The sequence below is a fragment of the Stenotrophomonas sp. 2YAF26 genome (assembly GCF_052114625.1).
Lineage (GTDB): Bacteria > Pseudomonadota > Gammaproteobacteria > Xanthomonadales > Xanthomonadaceae > Stenotrophomonas > Stenotrophomonas indicatrix.
Map to the genome: position 1 here is coordinate 1 of NZ_JBFRFC010000011.1, position 18,931 is coordinate 18,931.

Consider the following 18,931-nt stretch of genomic DNA (forward strand, 5'->3'; position numbering starts at 1 on the left):
GTCCGGTTGCGGGGGACGCTGCAAGTACGTCCCTGTAAGCTCGGTCGCGCCATCCATGGCGCTCACGCCCCCGCAACCGGACCCACCCCGCCTTCGACAGATTTCTGCGATCTGGCGAAATTGCATGGCGTGCTCTTGGTGGGTTTCGACCGCGCTGCTGTTGGTAGGTGTCGACCTTGGTCGACACGTAGATCCACGCCATGCGTGGATGCTTTTCGATCAATTGTCGAAATATTCGATTTCGATGGACATTCATCCACGCATGGCGTGGATCTACTGACCACCGGGAAACTGTCGAAGGTGGGGCACTGTGGGTTTGCGGGGTGTGAGCCGCATGGATGCGGCGACCAAGCCTACACGGACGTACTTGCGGCGGCCCCGCAAACCCACAGTGCCCCGCCATCCCACGGAATGCCAGCTGTCGCTGTCGCTGTTGCCGTTGCTTCGGCTCGTAGCAGGTGCAGGGCGCAGCCCTGCCGAACCCCTTTACCCCCGCGGTCGGCCGCGCGAGGGCACCAGTGCGAACGTATCCACCGCCAGCTTCTCGGCATGGTTCAACCACGCGCGGATTTCCAGATCATCCACTTCGTGGTCGAGCCCGAATGACACGTTGATCTTGCCATCGGCATCGGGCTGCACCCACTGCTGGGCCAGCACCACCTTGCGCTGCGAGGACACCGCTTCGATCCAGAAACCGCGATCCGGGCGCGTGCTCGCCACCAGCTGCAGCATGTACTGGCCGGCGCGGGTACGGCGGCCCTTCTGCGTGATCATGTGTGCCTGGCGCACGCTGGGGCGGGGGCCCTGGAACGCATCCAGTGGTGCATCCACGTCGATGCCGTTGCGCAGCTGGCCGTCCCGGTACAGCTTGATGCCGTTGTCGCGGTTCACCAGCAGCGCGCACCAGTCGCCGTCGGCCGAGCCATCCTCGAACGCGGTGCAGCGATCAACGTAGGCGAGCGTGTTGTCCGGGTCGGCATCGTCGAACTGGCGCGAGGTGTTTTCCAGGTACACCGATTTCAGGTCCCAGTCCTTGTCGTATTCCAGCAGCACCGGCGGCTGCACGTGCTGCAGGCCCACCACCACCTGGTCATGGCCGTCGATCTTCAGCTGCCGCGTCGGCTCACCCAGCCACAGCGAGCGGGCGAAGGCCAGGTACTGCGGATAGTCGCGGCCGCCATCGCGGCGTGCCGCGGCGCTGGCACTCGGCGCGCGCTTGTCGTCCAGCAGCGAACGGCCAAAGCCCATCGTCTGCAGGTTCGGATCGAGCAGGCTGAGCAGGGTGGCCCCGGAATCCAGGGTCGAGCCGTCTTCAGCGGCCAGCTGGCGCGGGGCGACGCCATCACCGAGGAACAACAGCAGGTTCTCGCGCTTCTGCTTGGTCAGGATATGGCTGAGGTCATTGGGCATGGCCAGGTGATCGGAGGCGATCACGATCAACGTGTCCTTGCCGTACGGGCTGGCCTGGATGCGTTCGACCAGCTGCGAGATCAGGCGGTCGGTGCACTTGAGCGCATTGAGCATGCCGATGTTGCCGTACTGGCTCTGGTAGCGCTCGCCCTTGCAGGCCACCGGCAGGTGCCCGGCCGGGTGGTGCGTGTCCATGGTCAGCGTGGTCAGCATGAACGGCGCATCCTGTCGCGACAGCTGCTCGAAGCGCTGGTAGGCGGTGTCCAGCAGCACGTCGTCATGCACGCCCCACGCCGAGTAGTGGATACGGCCGATCTTCTTCTGCTGCTTGAACCACGCCAGGTCATGCACTTCATCGAAGCCGTGGCTGGCCAGGAACTGGCCCTTGCCGGCGAACTGGCCGTTGGCACCACCCAGGTAATGGTTGGTGTAGCCCTGCTGCTTGAGATAATCACCCAGGCACACGGCCTTGGGCAGGAAGCTGCCCATGCGGTCCATGCTGTTCTCATCACCCTGCGAGGTGGTCAGCGGCACGCCGCACATCGACGACACCAGGCCGGCGATGGTCCAGCCACCGCCTTCGGCCGAGGCCAGACCGCGTACATCCAGCGACCTGGCCGCCAGGCGGTTGAGATTGGGCATCAGGCCGGGAAACACGGCCTCATCCAGATAGGTGCGCTCCAGGCTCTCGCCGTAGATCCAGACGATGTTGCGTGGGCGCTGCAGGGCCTGCGTGGGCACCTGGTATTCGGGGGCGATACGGGCGAAATCCACCGGGCGCAGCTGCTGGTACAGGCGTTGGCCATCGCGGGCCAGTGGGCTGATCATGATCGCCGCCACCCACAGCGCGGCGAAACCGGCAAACCACGCACCACCGGCCGTGGGGCGGCGCCAACGCTTCACCCGCGTAGCGAACAGCGGCAGCAGCGACACGGCGGCCAGCACGATGAAGCCGGCGATATAGCCCTTGAAGTCGGCGACACCGGCGCCTTCCATGTCCGCACCCAGGTGGTACAGGGTGGCGGCGTTGAGTCCGTCGCCGGACAGCTTGTCGATCAGCCACCAGGCACTGAGCGCCAGCAGCAACAGCGAGAACAAGCCTGCTTTCCACCACACCCACTTTGCGGACGCGAGGAACAACCAGGACAGCAGCAACAGCGACAGCAGCAGAATCCAGAGCATAGGCAGCTTCGGCAGTGACGGGGTGGCGATGGACGTCGTACCGACGCGTGTCCATCCGACCGGCGCTGCTGCAAGCACATCTGCATGACAGGCCGATGACCCGATAGTGCATGCACGAACCTGACTGAAATGTTTGTTGAAATCGTGCGCGCGATATCATGCCGCGAACGTAAAACGAGCGTGAAAACTCACGCTCGATTGCATTAAAAACCGCATGAATTCACTGTTTTCGCTGATCCACGTCGTGCGTGGATACGACGCTATCGATGCCCGCGTTCCTCGCGCGAGCGCGCACGGCGATCGAACAACAATGCGCTGGTCACGATGCCCAGCCCAAGCACCACGCCGATCAACAACAGCACCAGTGCGATGGCGGGATAGCCCAGCACATGCCAGCCCGTGTCGATCTTCATCATCATTGCCGCCGCCATGATCAACGCGGCGCTGATGATGCCGGCGGCCACGCGGTTGGCGATCTTCTGCAGGTTCTCCATCAGCCGCGATTCTTCCAGCCCGGTCACCTTCATCTGCAGGCGGTTCTCGGCCAGCAGCGCCATGATGTCCGACAGCTTGCGCGGCCCGTCGCGCAGCAGTTGCTGCAGCTCCATCGCCTCGCTGGCCAGGTTGGCGGCCGACAGCGATTTTTTCAGGCGCGCACGCATCACGTGTTGCAGCTGGCGTTCGACGATGCGGCGCGTATCAAGGTCTGGTGCCAGCAGGCGGCATACGGTTTCAAGGTTGAGCAGCGCCTTGCCCAGCAGGCTCAGCTCCGGCGGCGTGCGCAATCCGGACGAGGTGGCAATGCGCACCATGTCCAGCACCACGCGCCCTTCGGAGAAATTGGCGCTGGCGGCATAGCGTGCGATCAGCTGGCCGGTCTCGCGCAGGTAGCGCTCCTCATCGAATGCCTCCAGCCGCGTGCTGATGCTGATCAGGTCGTCGGCCACTTCCTCGCCGCGGCCATCGACGGCGGCAAACAGGATCTTCAGCAGGCGCTCGCGCAGCCGCGGTGGCATGTGCGCGACCATGCCCAGGTCGAAGATGGCCAAGCGCCCATCAGGCATCACCCGCAGGTTGCCGGGATGCGGGTCGGCATGGATTTCGCCGTGCACGAAGATCTGGTCCAGGTAACCGCGGATCAGCGCCGCCGCCAGCGGATCCATCGCCTGTTCGGTGCGGCGCACATCGGGAATGGCATCCACGCGCACGCCGGTGGCCAGTTCCATGGTCAGCACGCGATGGCTGCTGTAGTCCCACAGCGGCTGCGGAATCCACAGGCGCCGGAACGGCTTCAAGTGCCGGCCGAAGCGCGACAGGTTCTCGGCCTCGGCGTGGTAGTCCAGCTCCTGCATCAGCGTCTTGGCGAATTCGTTGAGCCAGTCGCGCAGGCGCACGCGGCGACCGATCTGGGTCAGATGGTCGGCGGCCAGGGCGAAGCTGCGCAGCACTTCCAGATCCGAACGCAGCTGCGCGGCCACTTCGGGCTTCTGCACTTTCACCGCCACCTCGCGACCGTCATGCAGCACCGCGCGGTGCACCTGGGCGATCGACGCGCAGCCCAGCGGTTGTGGGTCGAATGCGGCGAACAGCTTGTTCACCGGTGCACCCAGTTCCTGCTCGACGATGGCGTGGATGCGTTCCACCGGAATCTCGGCCACCTTCTCCTGCATCCGCTCCAGCGCAGTGGCGAACTCCACCGGCACCATGTCCGGGCGGGTCGACAGCATCTGCCCGAGCTTGACGAAGGTGGGCCCCAGTGCTTCCAGGTCACTGACGAACTGCTCCGGATTGCCGTCCGGTGGCACGTCGGTGTGGCTGCCGGCAGCGTCCAGGTTCATGCCGGAGAACACGCCGGAATGGCGGTAGCGCATCAGCAGGCGCAGGATCTGGCTGCGCCGGTTCATGCCCCGGATCAGCGGGGGATTGCCTGTGGCGGTGGACGGATTGCTCAAACGACACTCCTCGAAGACGACGACCCGATGTCCGTGATCCCGCCGCCGGCGAGACCGGATTACGCTTCCAGTGTCCCTGCCGCCCGGTGGGCGCGCGGTGAACCCGCTACCGCAGGTGGCGCCGGATCGGTCAGAATCCGCTCATTCCCTTTACTGGATCCCCCATGGCCGGTGCCAGCCTGTTTGCCCTGCTCGACGATATCGCCTCCCTGCTCGACGACGTCTCGGTACTGACCAAGGTCGCCGCCAAGAAGACCGCCGGCGTGCTGGGCGACGACCTGGCGCTGAACGCGCAGCAGGTGACCGGCGTCAACGCCAACCGCGAGCTGCCGGTGGTGTGGGCGGTGGCCAGGGGCTCGCTGGTGAACAAGGTGATCCTGGTGCCGGCGGCGCTGGCGATCAGCGCGCTGGAAGCCTGGCTGCACAGCCGCGGCTGGAACGTGCCGCTGATCGTGCCGCTGATGATGATCGGCGGCGCCTTCCTGTGCTTCGAGGGCGTGGAGAAGCTGGCGCACCGGTTCCTGCATTCCGCCGATGAGGACGCCGAACACCAGGCTGAGCGACGCAAGGCGCTGGCCGATGCGCAGGTGGACATGGTCGCGTGGGAAAAGGACAAGGTGAAGGGCGCGATCCGCACCGACTTCATCCTCTCGGCCGAAATCATCGTGCTGTCGCTGGGCGTGGTTGCGACGGCGTCGTTCATCAACCAGGTCAGCACCCTGGTGGTGATCGCGCTGGCGATGACCGTGTTCGTCTACGGGCTGGTCGCCGGCATCGTCAAGCTGGACGACCTGGGCCTGTACCTGTCGCGCAAGGGCGCCGCGCTGGCGGCAGTTGGCCGCGGCCTGCTGGTGTCGGCACCGTGGCTGATGAAGTTCCTGTCGGTGGCCGGTACCGCGGCGATGTTCCTGGTCGGCGGCGGCATCCTGGTGCACAACGTGCCGGCGCTGCACCACGCGGTGCAGGCGCTGGGCGGGGAAGGCCAGTGGGGCTGGCTGGTCAACGCGCTGGGCAACATGGTGGTCGGCATCATCGCCGGTGCCATCGTGCTGGCGGCGGTGACTGGCGTGCAGAAGCTGCGCGGCAAGTAAGCGCCGGCCCACTGCCCGGTAGAGGCCGACCTTGGTCGGCGGTTTTATTCCCGCAAGCACCAACCAAGGTTGGCACCCACCGACGAGCTAGCCCGCGTGTACCCGGTTCTTGCCTTGGCGCTTGGCCGCGTACAGCGCGTCATCGGCGCGTCGCAGCAGCGTATCGGCATCGTCGCCTGGCTGCCATTGCGCCAGGCCCGCACTGAAATGCACGGGTATGCGCCGCTCCTGCAGGGTCAGCACGCGATGCGCCAGTGAGCGCTGCAGCCGCTGCACCGTGGCCATGCTGTCCGCGCCGGGGGTTTCGGGAAGCACCAGCACGAACTCGTCGCCGCCCAGCCGGGCGATGCCATCGGTGGCACGCAGCAGCAGGCGGCACACCGCCACCAGGTGCTGCAGCAGCGCGTCGCCGCCGGCATGGCCGTGTTCGTCGTTGGTCTGGTGGAAATCATCCAGGTCGATCACCGCCAGTCCGAGCGGCGAGTGGTTGCGTGCGGCGCGGGCCAGCTCGCGCTGCAGCAGTTCATCCAGGCCACGGCGGTTCAGGGCCTGGGTCAACGGGTCGATACGCGCCAGATCGCCGGCCGCGCGCAGATCCTGCTCCAGCTGGTTGATGCGCTGTTCGGCGCGTTCCACTTCCTGCCGCGCGCTGGCCAGGTGATCGCGCGCCTGCGCCGCCTGCTGCTGCACTTTGCCGGTGTCCTGCATCACTTCCTGCAGCAGGTGGTTGAGGTCGGCGATGCTGCGCGCCTCGCGCAACTGCAGCGCGTAGCTGCCGATGCGGTCGTGGTATTCACCGGTGCTGGCAGCCATGCCATCCATGCGCTCGATGAACTCGCCCATCAAGCTACGCATGGCCGCTTTCGAATCGTCGATTCCCTGCCGCAGCAGGCCCTGCTTGTAGATCACCTCGCGCAGCTCGGCGCGGGTGCGCTCGACCGATTCGGCTTCCAGCGGCCCGGCCAGCAACTGGCGCACGGCCGCGATCTGGCCCTGCAGCCAACTGCGGTCATCCAGCAGCTCGCTGACGTTCTCCAGCAGCAGGGCGAACAACTCAAGCAACAACGCCTGCTGTTCCTGCCAGCTTTCGGCGCGCACGCCGATCTGGTGGCCCAGCTCGCGCGCGCCCTGTTCGATCGGTTCCAGTGCCGCGCCCGGTTGCCATTGGCGCAGGCGTACGGCCAGGGCCTGCGCCTGCTCGCGCAGGTCGGGATCGTGCTGCAGCAGCGCGACCACCGCGCCGCCCAGCAGCAACCGCAGCTGCTCGGACAGGCGCAGGCTGTCGGGCTGGCCATCGGGCGAGTGCTGGTCGATGGTGCGGATGTATTTATCGATCAGCTGCCGCATCGCCCGGCCATAGCGCGGCCAGTCGGCACTGGCCTGCGCCGATTGCAGGCGATCACCCATGTCGCCCAGCTCACCCGGCAGGGTGGCCATGCCATTGGCGAAGGCGGCCAGCAGCGGCTCGGGGGCATCGGCCCCGGCAAACAGCTGCTGCAACGCCACGCTGCCACCACCCTGCAGTACCACCCGATCGCCGCGCCCGTCATCGACCACCGCGCGCACGCGCGCAGGCGGCCCGATGGCGGTGCCGGGGGCAGGGCGGGGGTCGGGCTGGTCCGTCATGGAACGCATCCTGGGATGGCAGGGGGGCTGGTCACAGCATATCGGCGCAACCGGCGGTGGCTTGAACCGATAGGATGGGTGACAGGATGCCGCAGTGGAGGTGGGTATGCGTGTGATGTTGCTGGGGGCGACGGGACTGGTCGGAGGCCACGCCCTGTCGCAGCTGCTGGCCGACCCCCGCTGCAGCGCCGTGGTCGCGCCCAGCCGCCGCCCGCTGGCTGCGCCGCACGGGAAACTGCACAACCCGGTGCTCGACTTCGCCCGGCTGCCCGATGCGCCGGACTGGGCCCGGGTGGACGCGGTGATCTGCGCCCTGGGCAGCACCATCGCCCAGGCCGGCAGCCGCGAGGCGTTCCATCGCATCGACCACGATTACCCGCTGGACTTCGCCCGCCTGGCCCTTGCGCAGGGTGCCCAGGCCTTCGCGCTGAACTCGGCCGCAGGCGCCAACCCGCGTTCGTCGATCTTCTACAGCCGGGTCAAAGGCGAGCTGGAGCGCGACCTGCGCGCGTTGGGTTTCCCGTCGCTGACGCTGGTGCGGCCGGGGCTGATCGGCGGTGAGCGGCAGGAGGTCCGCCGTGGCGAACACTTCGCGCTGCAGGTGCTGGGTGTGCTGGGGCCGATGTTGCCACGTGCTTGGCGGATCAATCCGGCACCGGAGATTGCACACGTGCTGGTGGATGCGGCGCTGGCGGCAAAGCCGGGCGAGCACGTGGTGCCGTCGCGCGATCTGGTCGGCTGATGTCCCGCGCGCTGCGCCTGAACCAGCTGCTGCAGGTGCTGCGCCGCCATCGCCGGCCGGTGGCCGGGCAGGCGCTGGCCGAAGAACTGGGCATCAGCCTGCGTACGCTGTACCGCGATATTGAAACGCTGCGCGAGCAGGGCGCCGATCTGCGCGGGGAAGCCGGTGTCGGCTACCAGCTGGAACCGGGCGATGTGCTGCCGCCGCTGACCTTGCCACCGGCCGAGATCGACGCGCTGGTGCTGGGCCTGCGCTGGGTGGCGGCACGCACCGAGCCGGCCCTGGCCGAGGCCGCGCGTGATGCCCTGGCGCGCATTGCGCATGTGCTGCCGGCGGCGCGACGCGAGGCGCTGCGTGACAGCGGCCTGCGGGTGGGTCCATCGCGTACGACGGCCAAGGTACCCCCGGCGCGCCTGCAGGCCGTGCGCGAAGCGGTGGGCACGCAGCAACGGCTGCAGTTCGCCTACGAAGATGCGCAGGGCCGGCGTACCGAGCGCGTGGTCTGGCCGTTCGCACTGGGGTACTTCGATGAAGTGCCCATGCTGGCGGCGTGGTGCGAGGGCCGCGAGGACTTCCGTCATTTCCGCCTGGATCGCATTCGCCATGCGCGTGCGTTGGAAGAGCACTACCTGGTGCCACGCGCGACCTTGTTGCGGCGCTGGCAGAAGGCGCAGGGCATCGCTCCGGATTGGCTGGACCGTTCGTGACGAGGTCGAGCTTGCTCGACCGCTTCCGGTCGTTGCTCTGGCTTTGGTAGGTGTCGAGCTTGCTCGACGCTCTTGCTCTTCGCTCTCTGCGCTCGGTAGGTGTCGAGCTTGCTCGACGCTCTTGCTCTTCGCGGAGAGCAGTCGAGCAAGCTCGACATCTACCAAAGCCAGAGCAGCAGCAGTCGAGCAGGGTCGACGCTGCTGACACGATCTGTCAGCAGGGCAGGGCCACCATGACCGCTCCCAACCACGGAGCTTCCTCATGTTCAAGCCAAGCACCCTGCTGCAGTACGTGCGCGACGTTGACACCAGCGCCACCTTCTACAGCGGCATCCTCGGCACGGCACCGGTCGAACAGTCGCCCGGCTTTGCCCTGTTCCTGCTCGGCGATGGCGCCGCACTCGGCCTGTGGCAGCGCGATGACGTGCAGCCGCCAGTGGATGCGGAGGGCGGTGCAGCCGAGCTGGCGATGGTGGTGTCAGATGCAGCAACGGTGCAGCGCATGCACGACGAGTGGCGCGGGCTTGGCGTGCGCATCGCCCAGGCGCCGGTGACGCTGGAATTCGGCCACACCTTCGTCGGGGTCGACCCCGATGGTCACCGGCTGCGTGTCTACAGCCGCGCCGAGGGCATGGTCGCGCGCGATTGATCCTCCCCTGACGCAGAACAACGGCGAGCCCACCGCAGCGACAGGTCGTTCAGTAGATCCACGCGATGCGTGGATGGCGCGCGATCCAGCAGGCACAAAAAAACGCCGGGCAATGCCCGGCGTTTTTTCAACTCATGTGCCAACCAAGGTTGGCACCTACCGGTCAGCTGGCCAGAGCCAGATCGTCCATCATCGCGCGCAGGAAGCGGGCCGCTTCACCGCCGGTGGCGGCGCGGTGGTCGAAGGTCACCGACAGCGGAATGACCTTGTGCGCTTCCACGCCGCCCATCACCGGGGTCATCTGGTGGCGGGCACGGCCGGCACCGACGATGGCCACGCACGGCGGCACCACGACCGGGGTCGCGTAGCGGCCGGCGAACATGCCGAAGTTGGACAGCGAGATGGTGTAGCCGCTCAATTCCGAGGCCGCGATCGAACGCGCTTCCACCTGCTCGCGCAGACGGTTCACGCCTTCACGGATGCCACGCGCGTCGAGCATGTCGGCGTTGCGCAGGGCCGGCACGAACAGGCCGTCGTCGGTATCCACGGCGATGCCGATGTCCACCTGCGCGTGCAGGGTGCGGGTCAGCGCTTCACCGTCGAACCAGGCGTTCATCGCCGGCACCTTCTGCGCGGCGACCACGATCGAGCGCACCAGGCGCGCGGTGACGTCGTTGCCCGGCAACCAGGCGTGGATGTCGGCGTCGTCGTTCAGCGTGGTCGGCACGACCTTGCTGTGCGCATCGGCCATGACGCGGGCCATGTTGCGGCGCACGCCCTTCAGCGGTTCCGGCTGGCCCTTGGCGACCACGCCCGGCGGCTGGGTGCGCATCGGCTTGCCGGCAGCGGACAGCGGGGTGCGTGCGTCGGACTGTACCGGTGCGGCCACCTGGGCCGGCGCCGGTGCGGCGGCAGCCGGTGCAGCAACCGCTGCCGGAGCCGCGCCGATCTTCGCGCTGCCGTCGGCTGCGGCCTGTTTGACGTCGGCCATGGTCACCGCGCCATCGGCGCCGGTGGCACGTACGCGGCTCAGGTCCACGCCCAGCTTGCGCGCGGTGGCACGCACCGCCGGCACGGCCTTGACGCCGCCCACGGCCAGCGCCTGTTCGGCATGCACAGCGTTGGAGCTCTGCATCGCGCCGACCACGGTGCCGGCGTCATCACGCTCGGCGGCAGCCGGCTTGGCTTCTCCAGCGGCCACCGGGGCGGCTGCGGTGGGCAGCGGCGGTGGCGTCGGAGCTGCCGCAGCAGCCGGAGCGGCATGGCCGTGGCTGTGGCCGGTGTCCTGGCCGTCAGCACGCTGCGGCAGGTTCGGGTCCAGCGCGAAGCTGGCCAGCACCGCGCCGGTCGTGATGATGTCGCCGGCAGCGCCGGACAGCTTCAGCACCGTGCCGGAGAACGGCGAGGGCACTTCGACGACGGCCTTGGCGGTCTCCATCGAGACCAGCGGCTCGTCCAGCTTGATCACATCGCCTTCCTTGACGAACCACTCGACGATGGTCGCGTCCGGCAGGCCTTCGCCCAGGTCGGGCAGGTTGAAGTTCTTGGTCTGGCTCATTTGCAGTTCTCTTCCAGCAGTTCCAGTTCGCGGGCAGGCAACCAGCCCGTCGCGCCATTGGCGCGCTCGGACCACCACCACCCGCCGTGTTCGTGATGAAGCTTGACCATCTCGCCGTTCTCCACATCCAGCTCGCGGGCGTCGTAGTCGCGCAGGGCTTCGGCGCGACCATCGTCCAACAGCTGCAACCACGCTACCGGTGCCCATCCGGCGCGCCCATCGCTGGTGCGCACCCAGGCAAACGCCGGCCATTCCTCGTCACGTACACCTACTTCGACGATCTGGCCGGTGCGGAACCGGAGCGGGTTGGGATACTGGCTGCGGTAAGCCCCGAGAAGGCGGGCCCGCATGTCAGCCTGCCGCCACCGCGCGCTTGGCCGCCGCCACGATCCGCTCCACGCTCGGCAGATACTTCATCTCCAGGCGGAACAGCGGAATGTGGGTGTCGTAACCGGTAACGCGCTCGACCGGAGCCAGCAGGTCGTAGATCGATTCCTCGGCCAGGCGTGCGGCGATTTCCGCGCCGAAGCCCGCGGTCTTCGGGGCCTCCTGCACGATCACGCAGCGGCCGGTCTTGGCCACAGACTCGGCGATGGTGGCAAAGTCCAGCGGACGCAGCGTAGCCACGTCGATGACTTCGGCACTGATGCCTTCGCCGGCCAGCTTGTCGGCCGCTTCCAGCGCTTCCTTCACCTGTGCACCCCAGGTCACCAGGGTCACGTCGGTGCCATCGCGCAGCACGAAGCACACGTCCAGCGGCAGGGCTTCGCCGTCATTGACGACCACTTCCTTGTACTGGCGGTAGATGCGCTTGGGCTCCATGTAGATCACCGGATCCGGCTCGCGGATCGCGGCCAGCAGCAGGCCATAGGCGCGCTGCGGCGAGGACGGCAGCACCACGCGCAGGCCCGGTACGTTGGTGAAGATCGCTTCGTTGGCCTCGCTGTGGTGCTCCGGCGCACGGATGCCGCCACCCCACGGCACGCGCAGCACCATCGGGCAGTGCAGGCGGCCACGGGTGCGGTAACGCAGGCGCGCGGCGTGGCAGATGATGTGGTCGACCATCGGGTACATGAAGCCATCGAACTGCGCTTCGGCCACCGGCTTCATGCCCTGTGCGGCCAGGCCGATGGTGAGGCCGGCGATGGTGGTTTCATCCAGCGGGGTGTCGAGGATGCGGTCGGCGCCGAAGCGCTGCTGCAGGCCGGCGGTGGCGCGGAACACGCCGCCGTTGACGCCCACGTCTTCGCCCAGCACCAGCACCGACTTGTCGTGTTCCAGCTCCCAGGCCAGCGCCTGGGTGATGGCTTCGATGAGGGTGATCGGGGTGTCGGTCATGTTCTGTTCTCCGCGCGCGACGGCAGCGCTGTCGGCGGCGTTGGTATGCGCGCTGGACGCGCCGTTCTTGATCTCATCCATGGCGCTGCTCCAGGGCGATCGCCTGGGCACGCTGGGCCAGCAGGTCCTGCGGCGGGTCGGCATAGAGGAAATCGAACATCGCCTCGACCGGCTGCACCGGCGTGTTGAGGTACAGGTTCACTTCCTCGTCCACGCGCTTGCCGCATTCGGCGGTCCAGGCAGCTTCTTCTTCCTCGCTCCAGACACCGGCGTTGGTCAGGTACTTGCGCAGGCGCAGCATCGGCTCGCGCTGCCAGGCATCCTTCACTTCGGCGTCGTCGCGGTAGCGGCGCGCGTCATCGGCGGTGGTGTGGTCGGACAGGCGGTAGGTCATCAGTTCCAGCACGGTGCCGCCGTCGCCGGCCAGCGCACGCTCGCGCGCCTGCAGCATGGCGGCCATCACCGCGATCAGGTCGTTGCCGTCCACCTGCAGGCAGTGCAGGCCGCCGGCCAGGCCCTTCTGTGCCAGTGTCTCGGCACCGGTCTGCGCCGAACGCGGGACCGAGATGGCCCAGCCGTTGTTGACGATGCACAGGATCAGCGGCAGCTTGTAGGCACCGGCCGAATTCAAGGCCGCGTAGAAGTCGGTCTTGGAACTGCCACCGTCGCCGCATACGGCCACCGCGATCTGCGGTTCCTTGTTGAGCTTGAACTTCAGCGCAGCGCCTGCGGCGTGCAGGCACTGGGTGGAAATCGGCACGCAGAACGGGAAGTCCTTGGCGGCATTGCCGCCGTAGTCGTTGCCGCGCTCGTCGCCGCCCCAGTACATCAGCACGTCGTGCGGGCGCACGCCACGCATGAACATCGCGCCGTACTCGCGGTAGGACGGTGCGAACACGTCGTCCTTCTGCATCGAGGCGCCGATGCCCACATGCGCGGCTTCGTGGCCGAGGCATGCGGCGTAGGTGCCCAGCTTGCCGGTGCGCTGCAGCGCGATCGACTTGCCGTCGAACACGCGCACGAACAGCATCTGCTTGAACATCGGCAGCAACGCGCGTGGGTCGCGCAGGGCTTCGGGCAGGTCATCGCGRACGAGCGTGCCGTCCGTGTCCAGATACTGCAGGTATTCGATCTTGAACTCAGCGGCAACCGTCATTGCGTACTGCACCTTCGACAGAGAAGTTACAAATGATATGAATCGCCATGTTAAGGAATGCGTACGAAAAAGCCGTCCTGCGGCGCAGCACGGCCTACCGGCCTTTGTACCCCCCACCGGGTCCATGATGCCAATAACTTCAACGTATTCAGCCATTGCTGCAAAGCATCACAAACGACGCTGGGCTGAGCGCCAGTAGAACGGCGCAAACGGTTCCACGCGCAACCACCGTTCCACAGCCCTACCGCACGCCCCGGTACGGTCATCGCGGCTGCCAGCGCGGCGGCAACGCGCTACCCTTGCCGCCCCCGATCTGGTCCCGCCCATGTCCGTCGACAACAACCAACGCGATCTCGAAGCCGGTATCCACACCGATCTGCAGGGGCGGCTGACCTACGGCGGCTACCTGCGGCTGGACCAGCTGCTCAGCGCGCAGCAGCCGCTGTCCAACCCGCCGCATCACGACGAGATGCTCTTCATCATCCAGCACCAGACCTCCGAGCTGTGGTTGAAGCTGCTGGGCCACGAGCTGGGTGCGGCGATCGGCTTCCTGCAGCGCGATGAGGTCTGGCAGTGCCGCAAGGTGCTGGCGCGCAGCAAGCAGGTGCTGCGCCAGCTGACCGAGCAGTGGTCGGTGCTGGAAACGCTCACCCCGTCCGAGTACATGGGCTTCCGCGACGTGCTGGGTCCGTCCTCGGGCTTCCAGTCGCTGCAGTACCGCTACATCGAGTTCCTGCTGGGCAACAAGAACGCGCAGATGCTGCAGGTGTTCGAGCACGACACGGCCGGGCAGGCGCAGCTGCGCACCGTGCTGGAGGCGCCGAGCCTGTACGAGGAATTCCTGAAGTACCTGGCCCGCTTCGGCCACGCCGTGCCGGCGGTGTACGAGGCGCACGACTGGACCCAGCCACACGTGGCCGACGACAGCCTGCAGCCGGTCTTCGAACGCATCTACCAGGACACCGACCGCTACTGGCGCGAGTACGCGCTGTGCGAGGACCTGGTGGACCTGGAAACCGCCTTCCAGCTGTGGCGGTTCCGCCACATGCGCACGGTGATGCGGGTGATCGGCTTCAAGCGCGGCACCGGCGGCTCGTCCGGCGTGGGCTTCCTGGCCAAGGCGCTGGAACTGACCTTCTTCCCTGAATTGTTCCAGGTACGCACCACCCTGCAGGTCGCGCCCCCGCCGGATCTGGCCTGATCCCCATTCAGCTTGGCCGCCCGCGGCTGGCTGGATCGTTTCAGATGCAAGTTCAGCGAGCAGGCTGCGACCTGCCTCAAACGGCGTGTATTTGACGTGAACGCCAGAAGTCGGTGATCCTCGCGCGTTGCTTCACCGCACATCGGACGTGCCTCCATCCACCGAACCAGGAATTCCGCATGAGCGTAAACGCCACTGCGAACACCCCAGAGCCGGCGCTGCCGGACTTCAACACCACGATGGGCCACCCGCGCCCGTTGTGGATGCTGTTCATGACCGAGTTCTGGGAGCGCTTTGCGTTCTACGGCATCCGCTGGGCGTTGGTGCTGTACATCGTTGCCCAGTTCTACAACGGCAACGCCGCCGGTGAAGGCGACGCCAGCCGCATCTACGGCGCCTACCTGGCGCTGGTGTACGCCGCGGCGATCTTCGGCGGTTACGTGGCCGACCGGGTACTGGGTTACCAGCGCTCGATCCTGACCGGCGCGATCATCATGGCCGTCGGCCTGTTCATGATCTCGCTGCCGCAGGAGCACATCTTCAAGCTCGGCCTGGCCACGATCATCGTCGGCAACGGTCTGTTCAAGCCCAACATCTCGACCATGGTCGGCAAGCTGTACGGCCTGAAGGACGAACGCCGCGACTCGGGCTTCACCATCTTCTACATGGGCATCAACATCGGCGCGATGATCGCTCCGGTGCTGACCGAGTACCTGGCCCGCAAGGTCTTCGGCACCTCGGAAATGCCGTCCTACAAGGTCGTGTTCATCGCTTCCGGCGTGGGCATGCTGATCTCGCTGGTGTGGTTCTACATCGGTCGTGCCGGCCTGAAGGGCATCGGTGCACCGCCGGCCGGTGCCGAAGGCTTCGGCCGCATCGTCATGGTGCTGGTCGGTTCGCTGTTCGCCATTCCGGTGGCCTACTTCCTGCTCGCCACCGGCGCCACCGCGCTGGCCTGGATCCTTGGCGTGATGTTCGCTGCCCTGGCCGTGCTGCTGCTGGTGGAAGGCATCCGCGAGGGCAAGGTGCAGCGCGACCGTGTGATCGCCATGCTGATCATCTTCGCCTTCAACGTCATGTTCTGGATGTTCTTCGAACAGGCCGGCAGCTCCTTCACCTTCCTGGCCGAGAACATCGTCAACCGCCAGCTGGGTGAGTGGACCTTCCCGACCGCGTGGTTCCAGTCGGTCAACTCGGTGGCGATCATCACCCTGGCGCCGATCATCGCCTGGATCTGGGTGGCCCTGGGCCGCGCCAATCCGTCCATCCCGCGCAAGTTCGGCCTCGGCCTGCTGTTCAACGGCGCGGCCTTCGCCCTGCTGATGTTCGCCCTGTCGACCATGGTCGTGGACGGCAAGATCCCGTTCTGGACCCTGTTCATGGTCTACGTCATCCAGTCCGTCGGTGAGCTGTGCCTGTCGCCGATCGGCCTGTCGATGGTGACCAAGCTGGCCCCGGTGCGCCTGGTCGGTTTCGGCATGGGCGGCTGGTTCCTGTCCACCGGCATCGGCAACAACCTGTCGGGCATCTTCGCCGGTGCGGTCAGCGGTGAAGGTGGCATGACGGTCGAATCGGCCCTGAAGGGGTATACCTTCGGGTTCTGGGCCTTGATCGGTTCGGGTGTGGTCCTGTTCCTGGTCGCGCCGCTGATCAACAAGCTGATGCATGGCGTGAAGTAATGAGAGGGTAGTGGGCATGCGTACAACGTTCGGTGGTGCAGTGGTGGCAGTGGTGTGTGCGGCGCTGATCGGCGCCTGTTCGCAGCCTCAACCTCCCGCGGCCCCCGAGCCCACGCAGCCCCTCGATACCCGCCCCACCGAGCCACCGGTCGCTGACCCCAGCGAACCGGTGGCCTCGGGCAACACCCCGGCGGCGGCCGATATCGCCGCCATTGCCGGGCTTGGCGCGCAGTTCGACCCCGCCCGCAATCCCGTTGCCGACCTGGAAACGGCCAAGGTCGAGGCCCAGCGCGGCAACAAGCGCATCATCCTGGAAGTGGGCAACGCCGCGTGCGAGCCCTGCCATGCGCTGGATGAAGCCGTGGAAGGCAATGGCGATCTGCGCCGCTTCCGTGATGCCCACTACGTGTGGGTGAAGGTCAACGACAGCGCCGAGAACCCGAACGCGGCGTTCCTCGGCCAGTTCCCGCCGCTCGAAGGCGAGCACCCGCACCTGCTGGTGATCGATGCCGACGGCACCCTGCTGGCGCCGCAGCCCAGCGAAGCAATGCGCAAGGGCAATGCCGTGCAGACCGCACGCGTGATGGCGTTCCTCAAGCAGTGGGCGCCTGACCGGTAGCGCCCGGCGTTTCCCGCCCGCTGCCCGGCCATCCACGCGTGGCGTGGATCTACAGATCATTACCCTTCGGCCGTTAATGGCAAGGACCTCACTGCGCCACCCGGCGCGACCGGAGCGCCCATGCACAGCGACCACGCCGAACGCCTGCCCGAACCTGCCAGCCCGTTGGCCGAAGGAGAGGCGCCCGATGGCGTGAGCCTGCCTGCGCAGGAAGCCCTGCTGGAGGACGCCGGCACCGGCGAAGACACGCTGGAGTTGGCACCGCCGCGGCATCGGCTGCCGCAGATCGCCCTGCCCGACAACGTGGTGCTGAAGGGCGCGGTGCAGAAGCTGGTGGAACAGAAGGCGCGGTTGGATCGACTCGCCGCCGAGGGACAGCTGGCCGGCCTGCTGCCGCCGGAATGGCACGGCAACGGCGTGCGTGCGATCGACCTGTCCAGTTTCGTGCAGGGCGTGCTGCCGTTCCTGCAGCCCGCTGAGCGTGGTGAAACCGCACCCGCCCGCCTGCCGGTGCGCCATGTGCTGGGCGACGACAGTCGCTGGGGCCTGGCCGACGTGCCCGAACCGAAGTCACTGGCCTGGTACCTGGCCAGCGATGACCGCGCCAACGCGGGCAGCAAGGATGTCGCCGAGGCCTATCTGGTCGGCGCGCTTGGCCTGGCCTGGATGCAGGAAGGGCGCAGCCGCCCCGGCTTCCTGCGTGCGATGGACCAGGACAGCCTGGCGGCCCGGGTGACCATGCTGGGCTACCCGCCGCCGAGCGAGCTGGCGTTGTACAGCGTGACCGCACACGGCCAGCCACAGATCTGGTGTGTGCATGGCCGGCGCAGGCTGCGTCCACTGGTAGCGCCTTGGTTGAGCGTGCCGCTGCTGACCGCCTATGGCGTGCCAGCACCGGTGGCGTGGCCGGGCAGCTTCCCGCCCGTCGAGGCCGTGGCCGAGGCGATTGCCGCCGCGCGTCCGGGCAAGCTGTTGCCGGAAGTGGATCTGGGCAGAGTGGTAGCGAAGATCGCCGAAGATGCCTCGTCCGAAGCGTGGCAGCCGGTCAGCCTGCTGCAGCTCAACACCTGGTCGCCGCGCTGGCCGTTCTTCCTGGGCACCTTCGTCGGCCTGCCGTCGCTGCTGCTGGTCACTGCTGCACTGGCGTTGCCCGGGGCGGTCGAAGCGGCCACTGTTGCCGCCTCGCTGGGCTTTGCCGGTGGCGCCATCGGCGCGCTTGCGGTGCCGTGGATCCATGCGCGGCGCAAGCATCTGAGCTGATCGAGTGGGTCATCCACGCATGGCGCGGATCTACTGACCAGATGCGTGCGGGCTTCGAGTAGATCCACGCCATGCGTGGATGCTCTTCCATCCAGCACTCAGGGCTCGGCAATCACCCGCAGCGCACTGGCATAGCCCTTGGCGAGACTGGTCAGGTCAAGCAGCCGGTTCAACGACAGCAGCAGCCCCGGCTGGCAGGCCTTGAGACGCTGATGTTCGAACCACGCCTGGGTGATGGCTTCCAGTGTGGCCAACGCCTCATCGATGCGCTGCAGGTCGGCTTCGCGGTCGATGGGCTCGGTAGTGGGGGGACTGGGGCGTGTCATGGCGAAGCTCCGTGGCGAAGCCGCCGGGAAGGCGGCAGGCGATGCGTGGTTGAAAGACCGCTCAAACGCGAAAACGGTGGGCACGAGGCCCCACGCACCGCCCGCCATAGGGCAGGCCCGGCTGCAGAATGCCGCCACCGCAAGATGGGCACCATTGGTGCAGCGTCGTTGCGCGTTTGAGTAACGGGCTTTCAACCCCGGCAGCGGTGCTCCGCTGTGTGCCTACCCTCAGGCCGATGGAACCGGCTGTCCAATAGGCAATGCCACTTGATGCGCGAATGGCGATACGCCAGCTCCGCCGATCAGGACTCTATCGGCCCCATTCCGAAATATCAGGCGGTAAACGCGACATGGCGAGTCGAACCCGGCCGAAAGACCGTTCGTCGGCGGGCAATGACCAACGCGCGCGTTGGGCGTCATCAATGGCCTGCGTCT

General features: G+C 66.9%; 16 protein-coding genes. 8 read left to right on the forward strand and 8 right to left on the reverse strand.

Annotated features, from left to right (window positions below; genetic code table 11):
- Positions 1-486 precede the first annotated feature (486 nt).
- Together AB4Y98_RS12595 and AB4Y98_RS12600 are read right to left on the reverse strand one after the other, a co-directional pair.
- Entirely contained in the window at positions 487-2,592 is a 2,106-nt protein-coding gene (locus tag AB4Y98_RS12595) for a phosphoglycerol transferase I (protein ID WP_442244457.1), read from the reverse strand.
- Between the two features lie 260 nt (positions 2,593-2,852).
- Positions 2,853-4,496: an ABC1 kinase family protein gene (locus AB4Y98_RS12600; protein ID WP_243378189.1), complete on the reverse strand. Its 1,644-nt coding sequence runs from the start codon at positions 4,494-4,496 to the stop codon at positions 2,853-2,855.
- Positions 4,497-4,708: 212 nt separating this feature from the next.
- Between AB4Y98_RS12600 and AB4Y98_RS12605 the strand changes: the two genes are divergently transcribed.
- Complete coding sequence (locus AB4Y98_RS12605; RefSeq protein WP_442244458.1) at positions 4,709-5,635, forward strand: DUF808 domain-containing protein; 927 nt, start codon at positions 4,709-4,711, stop codon at positions 5,633-5,635.
- A gap of 87 nt (positions 5,636-5,722) precedes the next feature.
- Here the strand turns inward: AB4Y98_RS12605 and AB4Y98_RS12610 are convergent, their stop codons facing one another.
- The gene (locus tag AB4Y98_RS12610) at positions 5,723-7,261 is read right to left on the reverse strand and encodes a GGDEF domain-containing protein (protein WP_025874577.1); all 1,539 of its coding nucleotides are present in this window, start codon (positions 7,259-7,261) and stop codon (positions 5,723-5,725) included.
- A 106-nt stretch (positions 7,262-7,367) separates the two neighbouring features.
- Between AB4Y98_RS12610 and AB4Y98_RS12615 the strand changes: the two genes are divergently transcribed.
- The 3 genes from AB4Y98_RS12615 (at position 7,368) to AB4Y98_RS12625 (ending at position 9,359) form a co-directional block, all read left to right on the forward strand.
- A complete protein-coding gene (locus tag AB4Y98_RS12615) occupies positions 7,368-8,003 on the forward strand; it encodes an NAD-dependent epimerase/dehydratase family protein (protein WP_442244459.1) in 636 nt (211 codons plus the stop codon).
- The gene (locus AB4Y98_RS12620; RefSeq protein WP_140228453.1) at positions 8,003-8,710 is read left to right on the forward strand and encodes a helix-turn-helix transcriptional regulator; all 708 of its coding nucleotides are present in this window, start codon (positions 8,003-8,005) and stop codon (positions 8,708-8,710) included. The genes AB4Y98_RS12615 and AB4Y98_RS12620 overlap by 1 nt, the downstream gene beginning before the upstream one ends.
- A gap of 262 nt (positions 8,711-8,972) precedes the next feature.
- Complete coding sequence (locus AB4Y98_RS12625) at positions 8,973-9,359, forward strand: VOC family protein (protein ID WP_442244460.1); 387 nt, start codon at positions 8,973-8,975, stop codon at positions 9,357-9,359.
- Between the two features lie 163 nt (positions 9,360-9,522).
- Here the strand turns inward: AB4Y98_RS12625 and AB4Y98_RS12630 are convergent, their stop codons facing one another.
- The 4 genes from AB4Y98_RS12630 to pdhA are packed head-to-tail and all read right to left on the reverse strand — an operon-like array spanning position 9,523 to position 13,411.
- Positions 9,523-10,917 carry a dihydrolipoamide acetyltransferase family protein gene (locus tag AB4Y98_RS12630; protein WP_442244461.1) on the reverse strand — a complete coding sequence of 465 codons (1,395 nt, stop codon included), beginning with the start codon at positions 10,915-10,917 and terminating at the stop codon, positions 9,523-9,525.
- On the reverse strand, positions 10,914-11,267 hold the full coding sequence (locus AB4Y98_RS12635; protein ID WP_025874583.1) for an SH3 domain-containing protein: 354 nt from the start codon (positions 11,265-11,267) through the stop codon (positions 10,914-10,916). Before AB4Y98_RS12635 ends, AB4Y98_RS12630 begins: the two co-directional genes overlap by 4 nt.
- A gap of 1 nt (position 11,268) precedes the next feature.
- On the reverse strand, positions 11,269-12,336 hold the full coding sequence (locus tag AB4Y98_RS12640) for an alpha-ketoacid dehydrogenase subunit beta (protein WP_025874584.1): 1,068 nt from the start codon (positions 12,334-12,336) through the stop codon (positions 11,269-11,271).
- Positions 12,329-13,411, reverse strand: coding sequence for a pyruvate dehydrogenase (acetyl-transferring) E1 component subunit alpha (gene pdhA / locus AB4Y98_RS12645; protein ID WP_032976633.1), 1,083 nt, complete (start codon positions 13,409-13,411; stop codon positions 12,329-12,331). Before pdhA ends, AB4Y98_RS12640 begins: the two co-directional genes overlap by 8 nt.
- A gap of 325 nt (positions 13,412-13,736) precedes the next feature.
- Here pdhA and AB4Y98_RS12650 point away from each other — a divergent pair, with 325 nt between their 5' ends.
- The 4 genes from AB4Y98_RS12650 to AB4Y98_RS12665 all read left to right on the forward strand — a co-directional run bounded on the left by AB4Y98_RS12650 (position 13,737) and on the right by AB4Y98_RS12665 (position 18,170).
- Positions 13,737-14,612, forward strand: coding sequence for a tryptophan 2,3-dioxygenase (locus AB4Y98_RS12650; protein WP_140225246.1), 876 nt, complete (start codon positions 13,737-13,739; stop codon positions 14,610-14,612).
- Positions 14,613-14,791: 179 nt separating this feature from the next.
- Positions 14,792-16,291: a peptide MFS transporter gene (locus AB4Y98_RS12655; protein WP_025874587.1), complete on the forward strand. Its 1,500-nt coding sequence runs from the start codon at positions 14,792-14,794 to the stop codon at positions 16,289-16,291.
- A gap of 16 nt (positions 16,292-16,307) precedes the next feature.
- Entirely contained in the window at positions 16,308-16,910 is a 603-nt protein-coding gene (locus tag AB4Y98_RS12660) for a thioredoxin family protein (protein ID WP_033832411.1), read from the forward strand.
- A gap of 120 nt (positions 16,911-17,030) precedes the next feature.
- Positions 17,031-18,170 (forward strand): hypothetical protein, encoded by a 1,140-nt coding sequence (locus tag AB4Y98_RS12665; RefSeq protein ID WP_442244462.1) that lies wholly within the window; start codon positions 17,031-17,033, stop codon positions 18,168-18,170.
- Between the two features lie 98 nt (positions 18,171-18,268).
- On the opposite strand, the gene AB4Y98_RS12670 is transcribed toward AB4Y98_RS12665, so the two are convergent.
- Entirely contained in the window at positions 18,269-18,496 is a 228-nt protein-coding gene (locus tag AB4Y98_RS12670; RefSeq protein WP_312108293.1) for a hypothetical protein, read from the reverse strand.
- Positions 18,497-18,931 lie beyond the last annotated feature (435 nt).

What these genes read in the sequence shown, in the direction of transcription:
- AB4Y98_RS12615 (WP_442244459.1), top strand. Translation starts at nt 7,368, where the DNA reads ATGCGTGTGATGTTGCTGGGGGCGACGGGACTGGTCGGAGGCCACGCC.
- AB4Y98_RS12650 (WP_140225246.1), top strand. Translation starts at nt 13,737, where the DNA reads ATGTCCGTCGACAACAACCAACGCGATCTCGAAGCCGGTATCCACACC.
- AB4Y98_RS12655 (WP_025874587.1), top strand. Translation starts at nt 14,792, where the DNA reads ATGAGCGTAAACGCCACTGCGAACACCCCAGAGCCGGCGCTGCCGGAC.
- AB4Y98_RS12640 (WP_025874584.1), bottom strand. Translation starts at nt 12,336, where the DNA reads ATGGATGAGATCAAGAACGGCGCGTCCAGCGCGCATACCAACGCCGCC.
- AB4Y98_RS12605 (WP_442244458.1), top strand. Translation starts at nt 4,709, where the DNA reads ATGGCCGGTGCCAGCCTGTTTGCCCTGCTCGACGATATCGCCTCCCTG.
- AB4Y98_RS12595 (WP_442244457.1), bottom strand. Translation starts at nt 2,592, where the DNA reads ATGCTCTGGATTCTGCTGCTGTCGCTGTTGCTGCTGTCCTGGTTGTTC.
- AB4Y98_RS12635 (WP_025874583.1), bottom strand. Translation starts at nt 11,267, where the DNA reads ATGCGGGCCCGCCTTCTCGGGGCTTACCGCAGCCAGTATCCCAACCCG.
- AB4Y98_RS12630 (WP_442244461.1), bottom strand. Translation starts at nt 10,917, where the DNA reads ATGAGCCAGACCAAGAACTTCAACCTGCCCGACCTGGGCGAAGGCCTG.
- AB4Y98_RS12620 (WP_140228453.1), top strand. Translation starts at nt 8,003, where the DNA reads ATGTCCCGCGCGCTGCGCCTGAACCAGCTGCTGCAGGTGCTGCGCCGC.
- AB4Y98_RS12600 (WP_243378189.1), bottom strand. Translation starts at nt 4,496, where the DNA reads ATGAACCGGCGCAGCCAGATCCTGCGCCTGCTGATGCGCTACCGCCAT.
- AB4Y98_RS12610 (WP_025874577.1), bottom strand. Translation starts at nt 7,261, where the DNA reads ATGACGGACCAGCCCGACCCCCGCCCTGCCCCCGGCACCGCCATCGGG.
- AB4Y98_RS12660 (WP_033832411.1), top strand. Translation starts at nt 16,308, where the DNA reads ATGCGTACAACGTTCGGTGGTGCAGTGGTGGCAGTGGTGTGTGCGGCG.
- AB4Y98_RS12625 (WP_442244460.1), top strand. Translation starts at nt 8,973, where the DNA reads ATGTTCAAGCCAAGCACCCTGCTGCAGTACGTGCGCGACGTTGACACC.
- AB4Y98_RS12665 (WP_442244462.1), top strand. Translation starts at nt 17,031, where the DNA reads ATGCACAGCGACCACGCCGAACGCCTGCCCGAACCTGCCAGCCCGTTG.
- AB4Y98_RS12670 (WP_312108293.1), bottom strand. Translation starts at nt 18,496, where the DNA reads ATGACACGCCCCAGTCCCCCCACTACCGAGCCCATCGACCGCGAAGCC.